Consider the following 11,604-nt stretch of genomic DNA (forward strand, 5'->3'; position numbering starts at 1 on the left):
ATTGTAATGTTGCGCGAGGGGAAGAAATGCATGGGTTATGACCCCTCTTGCGGCACAGGCATGCCAATGGTGGCCAGCCGCGATTTTCGGCCCCAGCGGAACAGTTTCTTGAACCATTTACCGGCTTTGGTCGCGAAGACCTCCAGTGCGCCGATGGGCTGACCACCGGGCACATGCGCGATCACATGATACATCCAGATGATGAGCGCGGCGAACAGCACAAATGGCACCCACAATGCGATAAACGGATCAACAATGCCCATGGCACCGACGCTTTCGGCATATTCATTTATCTTATGATAGGTCACGACCATCACGATCGATAAAAAGACGCCAAGCGCGGATGTCGACCGTTTCGGCGGTATCGCCAGCGCCAATGCCAGCAATGGCAGCAGGAGCATCATCGCCACCTCAACAAGGCGGAAATGGAAATTAGCCCACGCACTGTCGCGTTCCGACGCAGGCCTTTGCGCATCATTTCCAATCTGCACCAATTCTGTAATCAAATACTCGCGGTCTTTGCCGCCACGCGACCGAAAACTTTCAATTTGCGGAAGCGGGATGGGGACGTCATGACTGGTGAAACTGAGCACGCGCGGTGATTTATAATTGGGCGCGTCATGCACCAGCGTACCTTTTTCTAAGCGCAGCAATATCGTGTCCGGATCGTCGGTACGCAAAAACTGCCCCTTTTCAGCCGTAACGGCGATGGACTGTCCATTGTTGCTTTGCGCGTACACAAACATGCCAGACAGGGCGTTGCCATTGTTCCGGCTTTCATCGATGCGCATGGTCAAATTTTTGCCAACATTGTTGAATTCGCCGACCCGGACCTTTGCACCAAAGGCGCCTGAACGCAGTTCGAAGCGGAGCTCTTCATAGAGATAGCGCGCGCTGGGCTGAACAAATCCGACAATAGCAAAATTGACCGTAGCCAGCGCGATGGCCAGCAGGAATGGGACGCGCAACAGCCGAAGATAGCTCATCCCCACCGCGCGGAAAATGTCGAGTTCGGACGATGTCGCGAGCTTGCGGAACGCCAGCAATATACCCAGCAACAGCCCGATTGGGATGCCGAGCGATAGATATTCGGGTATCAGATTTGCGAGCATGCGCCAGACCACGCTGACCGGCCCGCCCTCTGCGGCGACGAAGTCAAACAGGGTCAACATCTTGTCCAGCAGCAGCAATGATGCCGCGATTGCGAGCGTCGCCAGCAGCGGCAACATCACAAGCCGGAAGATATATCGGTCGGTGGCAGTAAGAAATTTCAACTTATGGTCGCCCTGTCACCCTAATTTGGCCGCAAACTGACCCGATAGACGCTTACAGGTTCAGGGGCAATATATCGATGGTATCGTTGTGAAGTGATACCGGATTTGCTGTTCCAGGAGTTTTGAGATGCATATATATTCGGTTCTTATATCCGCCACAGCATTGGCGCTCCTATCGGGCGCCGCTGCCGCAAGCGAGGAAATAAGCAATGATTTGTCGCGCTGCGCCGCGGGCAAGGGCCCCGCTGTGCTGGTGAACGTGCAGGGCGTGAAGGAAGCGAGAGGCAATGTTCGCGTGCAATCTTATGTCGCAACGCCCGGCACTTGGCTGGCCAAAGGCCGCTGGCTGCACCGCATCGAAAGCCGCGCAAGCGCAGGAAATATGAGCTTTTGCCTGCCCGTCCCTTCCGAAGGGAAATATGGCATTGCTGTGCGCCATGACCGGAATGGAAATGGTAAAACGGACTTCACGCAGGATGGGGGCGGCTTTTCCAATAACCCCAGCGTGAGCATATTGAATTTGGGCAAGCCGTCGGTCAGCAAAGTCGCATTCGACGTAGGCCCCGGTGTCACGCGGATCACCATCAACCTGAAATATATGTGAAGGTAATGATTTGGCTTTAGTCGCGCTTCTTTCGAACCCCAATTCAACCGGCAACAGGTCGTTGTTGCCGGCGGTTCGAAACTATTGCGCGAAAAATCCCGATATATTCCATTACGAAGTCGAAGAGATTGGCCAGATCGCCAAAGCGCTGGAAATGATTGCCCGCGTGAAGCCAAAGGTGCTCGTGATCAATGGCGGCGATGGCACCGTGCAGTCCGCTTTGACCGAACTATATCATGGTGGACATTTTGAAGGGTCCCCGCCGCCCGTCGCGGTGCTGCCCAATGGTAAGACCAACCTGATTGCGCTCGATTTGGGCGCTGAAGGTGACCCGTTGGAGGCGCTGGCGCGTATCATCGACGTCGCAAAGGGTGATCTTTCCGAACATATCGTTGTCCGCGAACTGATTGCGTTAAGCGATGGCAGCGAAGGCGCGCGTCCGGTTCTGGGCATGTTCTTGGGCGGCGCGGGCCTTGCCGAAACGATCCTATATTGCCGCCACAAAATCTATCCATTGGGATTGCCCAATGGCCTAAGCCATTTCCTGACATTCATCGCCGTTATGTTTTCAGCATTTGTTCGGGTGAAGGCAAGTTTCCTGCCGAAACGATCAAAGCCCGTCAGCATATCCTTTATCCGCAATGGCGAATTGCAGGGCACATTTTCGATCCTGATCGTCACGACGCTGGAAAAGCTATTGCTTGGTGGACAGGCCGGCAAAACCAAACAGCGTGGTTTGATGAAATTTATGGCCGTTGACCAAACGCCATGGGCGATGCTGAAAATGATCGCGGCATCATTGCGCGGCAAATTGGGACAGACGCCCACAAGCGGTGTCCATTTCCAGCAAGGCGATGTCATCCGCATTGATAGCGAACGAAGCAGCGTCGTCTTGGATGGCGAAGTGTTCGAGGCGTATCGCGGTAGCCCGATCGTGCTTCGGTCAACGCCGCCTGTCCCTTTCCTGAAAATCGCTGCTTAACAAGCGGCAACGGAAACGGTTAAGGCGCACAGATGCTTTCGCTGACCCAGCTTGTGGCCGAGGAATTGGCCATACCCGCGCAACAGGGCGCGAGCGAATTCGCGGCGCATATCGCCGCGCAATATGGCCCGGCAGCGCGCGCTGTTCTATTCTACGGATCGTGCCTGCGGTCGGAACAGCTAGAGGGCGAAATGCTCGACTTCTACCTCATCGTGTCCGATTACCAAGCCGCTTATGGACGCGGTTGGCTCGCCACATGGAACCGCCGCCTGCCGCCCAATGTATTTCCGTTTCAACATGGCAATCTGATTGCAAAGGTGGCTATTTTAAGCGAAGCGGACTTTCACCTCCTCAACCGCCCGGCGGCATCGGCGGTGTCGGTTTGGGCCCGTTTTGCCCAGCCATCGCGCCTCGTCTGGTGCGCGGATGAAGACGCACGGCAGTCTGCCATTCTCGCGATATCGGGTGCGGCCCCGACTTTGCTGAATGCGGCACTGGCATTTGCAGAACGCGAAGCTGATGTGCTCGACCTTTGGCAGGCGGGATTCCACATGACCTATGGCGCGGAGCTCCGCGCGGAACGCAAGGACCGGCCATCGTCGGTGATTGCGTTTGACCCCAATCGCTACGTCCGCTTTGGCCAAGCGGCATTGCAGTGCACGGCGATCGCCAATGACGTGCGCGGCGACAAAATAGTTATCTTGCCCGACCCCGATGGCCACATCGTTCAAGAAAAACGCCGTTGGCCTGCACTGCGTCGACGTGGGAAGTTGCTGACCGTTGCGCGGCTGGCAAAGGCGGCGTTCACCTATGCCGGCGGCATTGATTATCTGGCGTGGAAGATAAACCGCCACGCCGGCACGCAAATCAACATACGCCCGTGGCAGCGCAAATGGCCCCTGATCGCGGCGTTGTTTCTGGTGCCCAAGCTTTTGGCAAAGGGCGCCGTGCGTTAAAGCCTATTTTTACGCGGCACGAAAAGCGCGCGTCGCGGTCAAATAATCCCGACGGCCTTGCCCGCGCGTTCGAAGCGGCTGAGGATATCGGCAACCTGTTCGCTGCTATGTTCGGCGCATAAAGAACAGCGCAGCAATGTCATGCCAGCGGGCGTCGCGGGCGGACGGGCGAGGTTTACATATAGGCCGTTTTCAAGAAGCGCAGCCCACATCATCGCGCCTTTTTCCAAATCGGGCATGATCACCGCGATGATCGCGCTTTGCGCATCGGGCGTGCCGAGTTTGAAACCAAGATCGCGCAGGCCCTGATGCAGATTTCTGGAGTTTTCCCACAAATGCGCACGCTTGTTGCCATTGTGCATCAACTTGCGAATACTCGCCGCCGAACATGCGACGACCGCTGGTGGCAATGACGCCGTGAACACATAAGGGCGGCAGACAAGCCGCATGATTTCAAATTTCGGATGGTTCGAAACGCAGAAGCCACCGACGGTTCCGACCGATTTGGAGAACGTACCGATGACGAAATCGACATCGTCCAACACGCCCTGCTCTTCGGCCACGCCGCGGCCATTTTTGCCGATAAAGCCCATCGAATGCGCTTCGTCGACAAGGATCATGGCGCCGGCTTCCTTAGAAACGCGGATCATTTCCTTCAGCGGCGCAACATCGCCCAGCATCGAATAGACACCTTCAAGCACGACAAGCTTGCCCGCGTCGGCGGGCAGGCGCTTCAGTCGCTTTTCCAGCGCCTCGACGTCATTATGGCGGAAGGCCACGATTTCGGCATCGCCCATTTTGCAGCCATCATAGATCGACGCATGGCTGTCGATATCGAGAATGATATAATCGCCCTTGCCCGCAATCGTGCTGATGATGCCAAGGTTCGCCTGATAGCCCGTGGAAAAGACCATCGCATGGTCCATTCCGTAAAATTCCTTCAACGCGTCTTCGCATTCCTTATGGCCCTGAAATGTGCCGTTCAGAACGCGGCTGCCGGTCGTGCCAGCGCCAAATTCGTCCAAAGCCTGCTTGCCCGCGGCGATGACATCATCGTCAAAGGTCATGCCCATATAATTATAGGTGCCAAGCAAGATGGTTTCCTTGCCATTCACGACAGCAACGGTCGGCGATTTCACCTCTTCCATCACAAGGCTGAACGGGTCTTTTACGCCCGTGGCCAGCAAGCCTTCACGTTGCCCAATCAGGTCATCAAATTTGGAGAATAAGTCAGTCATGCACGTCTTCCGTTAAAATCAGGCGTCCGTTTGAATTAGGCTGCGGTCAGCTTGGTAACCGCGTCGACCAGTTGGCCGACATTTTCGATTTCTGCCTGTAAATTCATGCTGATGATGATGTCAAAGCTGTCTTCGACTTCAGCAACAAAATCCATGACGGTCAGGCTGTCCCATTCCAAATCACCTGCAAAAGTGGTGGTCTCGCCAACCTCGACACCTTTTTTGTTAAATGGCTCAATCAGGCCCTTTAGGCGATCAAACATTTCGCTGCGGTCGGTCATATGTACATCCTCAAATTATGTGACGGGCAATGCGCCATATGGGCGCGCTATGGCAAGCGAATAAGGCAGTATGAGGGCAAAGCCATGCGCCTACATCCACCCTTGCGCGCGATACCAGCTTGCGGTGTCTTTCAACCCCTTGGGCGTTGCTATTTCTGGCGTCCAAAGCTGGGGCCCTGGCGCAGCATCGCGATTGATGGTCCAGTCGGGGTGCGCCAGATAATTGGCGCGGTCGGGCGTCAGCTTCGCCTTTGCACCGCGAACCGTTCGGTCGGCCCATCCGGCAAATTTCAACAGAAACGCAGGCGCGTGCACCGTCGTGATATCGCGCCCGACCGCAGCGCCAATGGCCTTGGCAAAGCCGGCGTGGCTCCACCCGCCTGCCGTTCCGTCATCTGCCTCAAACACGCATTTCGAGACATCGTCCGCCGACAGCAAAGTCACCAGCAAGCGGGCGAGGTCGTCGACATGAATGACCGAGACCCTGCCCCGCGGCGGCAACAATGCCCATCCCTTGGCGGCGATGCGGAACATATCGAACATTTCGGTGTCGCCGGGGCCGTACACACCGGGCGGACGAATGACGGTCCAGTCGAGCGATGATGTGCGCACAAGCGCTTCTGCCGTGGCCTTGCTCGCGCCATACATCGAAAGCTCCGGATGGCGCGCAGCAAGCGAGGAGACGCAAACAAAACGGCTGATGCCAGCCAATTGGGCAGCGGCGAGGATATGGGCTGTGCCGGTCACATTCCCGCTCTCGAAGCCAGCCGCGTCGGGCGCGTTAACGACGCCTGCGACATGCAAAACGGCATCGGCGCCTTTGCACAATTCGGTGAGGCTTGCCGTATCGCTTAGGCTGCCATGAACCCAACTGACTCCGGCTTTTTTGTGCTGGTCCCGCCGCGTCAGCGCGCGGACATGCCAACCAGCGGCAATCAACCGATCCAGCGTGATCCGTCCGACAAAACCCGTCGCTCCGGTTAGCGCGACTGTTTTCACAAAAGGACCAACTGGTCGCGGTGGACAAGTACGGAGCGGGGCACGGTGCCCAAAATATCCGCCAATTCACTAGAACGATGGCCGCAAATGCGGGCAGCATCGACCGCATCATATTCGCAAAGGCCGCGCGCGACCGCAACGCCGTCATCATCACTGATGTCGATGACGTCGCCGCGTTTAAACTCACCCTCCACCGACAAGGCGCCAGCGGGCAACAAGCTACTGCCCGATATGAGCGCTTGGATGGCGCCAGCATCGATGCGGATGCGGCCCTTGACCGTCAGCCGACCGCCCAACCAGCTCTTGCGCGCGGAACCGCCGTCGCGCGGTGCAAAAAAGGTCGAAGGCCCACCCGCTTCAAGTGCGGCAAGCGGGTGATCGCGAAGGCCGGAGGCGATAACCAGTCCGATGCCTGCGCGGGTTGCAATATCGGCGGCATCCAGCTTGGACGCCATACCGCCCGACCCCATGCCAGAGGATGAACCCTCCGCCACCATGACGCGGACGCGGCCGTCAATTTTTTCGATACTCCGCAACAATGTCGCACCCGGCAAATGTGGCGCGCGGTCGAAAAGGCCATCGACATCCGACAGCAAAATCACCCCGCTGGCGCCAGCCGCCTGCGCAACGCGTGCGGCCAACCGGTCATTGTCGCCAAAGCGGATTTCTTCGGTGGCGACGCTGTCATTTTCATTGATGACGGGAACGGCCCCTGCACCCAACAGACGATCCAGCGTCGCGGCAATGTTCAAATAGCGGCGGCGATCCTCCAGATCATCCAGCGTCACGAGCATTTGCGCCGCAGCAAGCGACTGCGCGTCGAGCAGCTCTGCCCAGATGCCCGACAGCACAATTTGCCCAACAGATGCCGCAGCCTGCGCATCGGCGAGGCTGCTGCGGCCGCCTTTTTCAAAACCCAGACGGCGCGCACCCAATGCAATCGCGCCGGAGGTGACGATAACGATGCGCTGCCCGGCCTTGTGCCGCGCGCCGATATCCGCAACGAGCGTTTCCAACCATTGCCGCCGCACATTCCCGTCAGGCTGCACCAGCAGCGACGATCCGACCTTGACCACCAACAGCGGGCAAGATGTCGGCAAGAATGCGGCGTTCAGATCGGCGACCATGTCCCGTCCTCGGAGATGCCATCGGCCTTTGCGCCTTCAATCCCGCTTTTGGCGGGCAGCGCTTCCAAGATCCGGTCGAGCACAAGATCAACGCCCTGCCCCGTTGCACCGGAAATGGATATCACGTCCAACGCACCGGCTGCCTGCAATTGCTCGGCAATGTCGGCCATCAATTCGGGATCAAGCAAGTCGCCCTTGTTAAGCGCCACAATCTGCGGCTTTTCATCCAATGCTGCGCCATATTCGCTCAATTCGTCACACACGATATGCCACGCGGCGATGGGATCATCCTGCGTCGCGTCGATCAAATGAATGAGGATGCGGCAACGTTCGATGTGGCCCAAAAAGCGGTCGCCAATGCCCACACCTTCGGCTGCACCAGCGATAAGCCCTGGAATATCCGCCAGAACGAACTCGCGCGATTTATGGTCGACCACACCCAATTGCGGGCGCGTCGTTGTGAACGGATAATCGCCAACCTTTGCCTTGGTATTCGACACCTGATTGATGAAGGTCGATTTGCCCGCGTTGGGCATGCCGACAAGTCCGGCGTCCGCCAGCAATTTCAGGCGCAGCCAGACATACATTTCTTCGCCCGGCCAACCGGGGCCATGTTGACGCGGCGCGCGGTTGGTTGAGCTTTTATACGATGCGTTACCGCGACCGCCATCGCCGCCGCGCAGGAACACAACGCGTTGGCCCACTTCGGTCAGATCGAGCAACAGCGACCGTTCTTCGTCATCGGCCAGCACCTGTGTGCCCACAGGCACCTGAATGACCAAGTCATCACCATAGGCACCGTGGCGATCACGGCCCATGCCCTGAATACCGCGCATGGCTTTGAAATGCTGCGCGTAACGGAAATCGATGAGCGTGTTCAGTCCAGCAACCGCTTCAAAGATGACATCGCCACCCTTGCCGCCATTGCCGCCGTCTGGGCCGCCATATTGCACATATTTTTCACGACGAAAGCTGACCGCTCCCGGGCCACCGGCGCCGGAACGGATGAAGATTTTTGCTTGGTCGAGAAAATGCATGTGTTGGCCTTAGACTATCAAAACGATTTCGTCATCCTGAACTCAATGCACCAATGGTGACTGCGTTCCAGGACAACAGGCTAACGCCGCATGTTATGCTGAAACAGGTTCAGCATGACGAAACTACGTTACGAAAAATCAGCGCACGTGCCGCGCTTGCCTGCCAGCCGAAGCTTTAGCGAAGGTTGGTGGAGCCTAGGGGAGTCGAACCCCTGACCTCTACACTGCCAGTGTAGCGCTCTACCAGCTGAGCTAAGGCCCCATCTGGCCGCCCGTTGGGCAGCCTTGGTGAGGAGCGCCACTAGCGGGCGCTCCTTTATATTTCAAGTCCGAAGATTAGATGTCGTCTGGCTCGTCTTCGGTGCCAGCAACGCCGAGATCTTCGTCACCGCCAAGATCGACATCATTGTCGGGCGATACGTCGCCGTCAACGGCATCGACGTCAATGTCGAGATCGTCATCGGCAAGATCCGAATCGTCTTTCTTCTTTTCAGCTTCTTCAAACGGCAATGGCTGCTTCGACTTCAAAACTGGCTCAGGTGTCCACTGGTTGCCGCATTCAATGCATTCAACCGGCTCGTCCTTGGTCAGATCGTAAAAACGAACACCACATTTCGGGCAAGTGCGCTTGGTTCCCCATTCAGCCTTGATCATGGCGGGCTCAAATCCTTTTTAAACTGGCTTGGAAGGGCGATGCACATCTGTGAATCACCGTCAATTGGCGCGGCCTTTGCCACAGCGACGCGCCGCTGTCAAAAATTACTGTGGTCGTTGACTTGGCCACGCATCATCCGCAAAGCGCAAAACGTCATGCACAGCGTTCAACCCCGCCCCGCCAGTTTCCGTTCGCAAGGGCCGCTTCGCGGCACAGTGAAGGTACCCGGAGACAAATCCATCTCGCACCGGTCGCTGATGCTCAGCGCATTGGCCGTTGGCGAAAGCCGGATTTCCGGTCTGCTTGAGGGCGAAGACGTGCTGTCGACCGCCGCCGCGATGCGCGCCATGGGCGCACATATCGAACGCACGGGTGAAGGGTGCTGGACCGTCCACGGCGTTGGCGTTGGCGGCCTGATGCAGCCCGCAAGCGCACTCGACATGGGCAATAGCGGGACGTCGACACGATTATTGATGGGTCTGGTTGCCAGCCACCGGCTCACCGCCACATTCATCGGCGATGCGTCATTATCGAAACGCCCGATGGGGCGCGTTATCGATCCGCTGAGCCAAATGGGCGCAGAATTCACCGCCAGCCCCGGTGGCACGTTGCCGCTGATGGTGCGCGGCTTGGTGCCTGCGGTGCCGATCAGCTATCGTCTGCCGGTCGCCTCTGCACAGGTTAAAAGTGCCGTGTTGCTGGCTGGCCTGAATATACCGGGCATTACCGAAGTGATTGAACCTGTGCCAACGCGTGACCACAGCGAGCGCATGCTGCGCGGGTTTGGCGCGGATTTGACGGTTGAAGTCGATGCCGATGGCGTGCGCCATATCCGGCTTGTCGGCGAAGCAGAGCTGAAGCCGCAGACGATAGACGTGCCCGGAGACCCTTCATCGGCCGCCTTCCCGATTGTCGCGGCGCTCATTACCCCCGGCAGCGAAGTGACCGTAACCCATGTCGGCATGAACCCGACGCGCACCGGCATTTTCAAGATGTTAGAAGCGATGGGCGCTGATCTGACTTACGCCAACGAACGCGAAGTCGGCGGCGAGCCTGTGGCGGATATTACAGCGCGCCATTCGGTTTTGCGCGGTATCGAAGTGCCACCCGAAGTCGCACCGAGCATGATCGACGAATTTCCGGTATTCTTCGTCGCCGCCTGCATGGCGCAGGGACAGACCATCACCAGCGGCCTTGACGAATTGCGCGTGAAAGAATCCGACCGGCTGGCATTAATGGCGACGGGCCTGAAAGCCATTGGCGCGCAGGTTGAGGAACGCGAAGACGGCCTTGTCATTCAAGGCACAGGCGGCGAACCGCTGGAGGGCGGCGCAACGATCAACAGCGCGCTCGACCACCGCATCGCCATGAGCTTCGCGGTGGCAGGGCAGCATTGCTACCATCCCGTGACGGTCGATGATGTTTCGCCCATCGCCACGAGCTTTCCAACGTTCGAGGCGATGATGCACAATCTTCAGGTTGCGCGATGATTATCGCCGTCGACGGGCCAACTGCCTCAGGCAAGGGCACGTTGGCAAAGGCATTGGCCGCGCATTTCGGACTGCCGTTTCTGGACACCGGCCTGCTGTACCGCGCCGTCGGTCAGCAGGTGCAATTACACAATGGCAACCCCGACGATCCGGCGGACGCCTTGGCTGGATGTGATTTTCCCGACAGCATTCTCGATGACGCCGCTTTGCGGACCGAAGAGGTCGGCGGTTTGGCCAGCCGCGTTTCGCTCCATCCGCAGGTGCGCGCGGCATTGAACAAGCGTCAGGTCGATTTTGCCAATCAACCAAGCGGTGCGTTGCTGGACGGGCGGGACATCGGCACGGTGATCGCGCCGCATGCCGATGTGAAGCTGTTTGTAACCGCCCCTGCCGAGGTGCGGGCGCAGCGGCGTTATGACGAAATGCAGCGGCACGGGATCGACGTGCGCTTTGCCGATATTCTTGCCGATATTCATGCCCGCGACGCACGCGACATGGGGCGGGCCGATGCCCCGTTAAAGCCCGCGCAAGACGCGCTATTGCTTGATACCGGCGATTTGACTATAGGCGGCGCCGTTCAAGCTGCGATTGCGCTGGCGGAGGGTAAACTCCGGCAGAGTTGAGTGGCGGGGCGTTTCAAATGAAGAACGCCGTCACCCTGAATGTGTTTCAGGGTCTATTTCGCCTCTACACCTTATGGTCTGTGTGGCACGATGGATGCTGAAATAAATTCAGCATGACGGATAAATGCCTTTGTAACGCGCTTAAAACGAACGCTTTATTGCTATTCGGGCAATAGGGCATTTCTGGTCAAAGACCGTCGGAACCAACCGGCTGGCCGGACAAAAAGTACGTAAGGAAACTCTAACCTATGGCAACTTCGCCAAACCCGACCCGCGACGATTTCGCGGCACTTCTCGACGAATCACTTGGTGGCGCAGACGGTGGCTTTGAAGGCCGC

The 11,604-nt window shown here is 57.8% G+C and carries 12 protein-coding genes and 1 tRNA gene; 5 read left to right on the forward strand and 8 right to left on the reverse strand.

All coding sequences use genetic code 11. The annotated features are described in order from the left end of the window. Positions 1–35: 35 nt before the first annotated feature. Positions 36–1,274 (reverse strand): LPS export ABC transporter permease LptF, encoded by a 1,239-nt coding sequence (gene lptF, locus ACIQZK_RS04020; protein WP_397575009.1) that lies wholly within the window; start codon positions 1,272–1,274, stop codon positions 36–38. A 127-nt stretch (positions 1,275–1,401) separates the two neighbouring features. Between lptF and ACIQZK_RS04025 the strand changes: the two genes are divergently transcribed. The 3 genes from ACIQZK_RS04025 to ACIQZK_RS04035 are packed head-to-tail and all read left to right on the forward strand — an operon-like array spanning position 1,402 to position 3,816. Continuing rightward, entirely contained in the window at positions 1,402–1,878 is a 477-nt protein-coding gene (locus ACIQZK_RS04025) for a DUF2141 domain-containing protein (RefSeq protein WP_397575010.1), read from the forward strand. 10 nt (positions 1,879–1,888) lie between these two features. After that, on the forward strand, positions 1,889–2,860 hold the full coding sequence (locus tag ACIQZK_RS04030; protein ID WP_397575011.1) for a diacylglycerol/lipid kinase family protein: 972 nt from the start codon (positions 1,889–1,891) through the stop codon (positions 2,858–2,860). Between the two features lie 32 nt (positions 2,861–2,892). Further along, complete coding sequence (locus tag ACIQZK_RS04035) at positions 2,893–3,816, forward strand: hypothetical protein (protein ID WP_397575012.1); 924 nt, start codon at positions 2,893–2,895, stop codon at positions 3,814–3,816. 38 nt (positions 3,817–3,854) lie between these two features. Here the strand turns inward: ACIQZK_RS04035 and spt are convergent, their stop codons facing one another. From spt to ACIQZK_RS04070, 7 genes are all read right to left on the reverse strand, one after another. Further along, the gene (gene spt, locus ACIQZK_RS04040; protein WP_397575013.1) at positions 3,855–5,054 is read right to left on the reverse strand and encodes a serine palmitoyltransferase; all 1,200 of its coding nucleotides are present in this window, start codon (positions 5,052–5,054) and stop codon (positions 3,855–3,857) included. A 35-nt stretch (positions 5,055–5,089) separates the two neighbouring features. After that, on the reverse strand, positions 5,090–5,335 hold the full coding sequence (locus ACIQZK_RS04045; RefSeq protein WP_183939378.1) for an acyl carrier protein: 246 nt from the start codon (positions 5,333–5,335) through the stop codon (positions 5,090–5,092). 90 nt (positions 5,336–5,425) lie between these two features. Then, entirely contained in the window at positions 5,426–6,334 is a 909-nt protein-coding gene (locus ACIQZK_RS04050; protein ID WP_397575014.1) for an NAD-dependent epimerase/dehydratase family protein, read from the reverse strand. Beyond that, on the reverse strand, positions 6,331–7,461 hold the full coding sequence (proB, locus tag ACIQZK_RS04055; protein ID WP_397575015.1) for a glutamate 5-kinase: 1,131 nt from the start codon (positions 7,459–7,461) through the stop codon (positions 6,331–6,333). Before proB ends, ACIQZK_RS04050 begins: the two co-directional genes overlap by 4 nt. Continuing rightward, positions 7,446–8,498 carry a GTPase ObgE gene (gene obgE, locus ACIQZK_RS04060; protein ID WP_397575016.1) on the reverse strand — a complete coding sequence of 351 codons (1,053 nt, stop codon included), beginning with the start codon at positions 8,496–8,498 and terminating at the stop codon, positions 7,446–7,448. The genes proB and obgE overlap by 16 nt, the downstream gene beginning before the upstream one ends. 186 nt (positions 8,499–8,684) lie before the next feature. After that, a tRNA-Ala gene (locus tag ACIQZK_RS04065) sits at positions 8,685–8,760 on the reverse strand. 74 nt (positions 8,761–8,834) lie between these two features. Beyond that, a complete protein-coding gene (locus ACIQZK_RS04070; RefSeq protein WP_125231048.1) occupies positions 8,835–9,152 on the reverse strand; it encodes an FYDLN acid domain-containing protein in 318 nt (105 codons plus the stop codon). A gap of 156 nt (positions 9,153–9,308) precedes the next feature. On the opposite strand from ACIQZK_RS04070, the gene aroA reads away from it, so the two are divergent. Continuing rightward, positions 9,309–10,643, forward strand: a complete 1,335-nt coding sequence (gene aroA, locus ACIQZK_RS04075; RefSeq protein ID WP_397575018.1) for a 3-phosphoshikimate 1-carboxyvinyltransferase — start codon at positions 9,309–9,311, stop codon at positions 10,641–10,643. Next, positions 10,640–11,266, forward strand: a complete 627-nt coding sequence (locus ACIQZK_RS04080) for a (d)CMP kinase (protein ID WP_397575017.1) — start codon at positions 10,640–10,642, stop codon at positions 11,264–11,266. The genes aroA and ACIQZK_RS04080 overlap by 4 nt, the downstream gene beginning before the upstream one ends. Positions 11,267–11,604: the final 338 nt, after the last annotated feature.

This window comes from Sphingorhabdus sp. (assembly GCF_044338195.1).
Classification (GTDB): Bacteria; Pseudomonadota; Alphaproteobacteria; order Sphingomonadales; family Sphingomonadaceae; genus Sphingorhabdus_B.

Coding starts and splice junctions, on each gene's coding strand:
- ACIQZK_RS04025 (WP_397575010.1), top strand. CDS start 1,402: ATGCATATATATTCGGTTCTTATATCCGCCACAGCATTGGCGCTCCTA.
- ACIQZK_RS04035 (WP_397575012.1), top strand. CDS start 2,893: ATGCTTTCGCTGACCCAGCTTGTGGCCGAGGAATTGGCCATACCCGCG.
- spt (WP_397575013.1), bottom strand. CDS start 5,054: ATGACTGACTTATTCTCCAAATTTGATGACCTGATTGGGCAACGTGAA.
- ACIQZK_RS04045 (WP_183939378.1), bottom strand. CDS start 5,335: ATGACCGACCGCAGCGAAATGTTTGATCGCCTAAAGGGCCTGATTGAG.
- proB (WP_397575015.1), bottom strand. CDS start 7,461: ATGGTCGCCGATCTGAACGCCGCATTCTTGCCGACATCTTGCCCGCTG.
- obgE (WP_397575016.1), bottom strand. CDS start 8,498: ATGCATTTTCTCGACCAAGCAAAAATCTTCATCCGTTCCGGCGCCGGT.
- ACIQZK_RS04070 (WP_125231048.1), bottom strand. CDS start 9,152: ATGATCAAGGCTGAATGGGGAACCAAGCGCACTTGCCCGAAATGTGGT.
- aroA (WP_397575018.1), top strand. CDS start 9,309: ATGCACAGCGTTCAACCCCGCCCCGCCAGTTTCCGTTCGCAAGGGCCG.
- ACIQZK_RS04080 (WP_397575017.1), top strand. CDS start 10,640: ATGATTATCGCCGTCGACGGGCCAACTGCCTCAGGCAAGGGCACGTTG.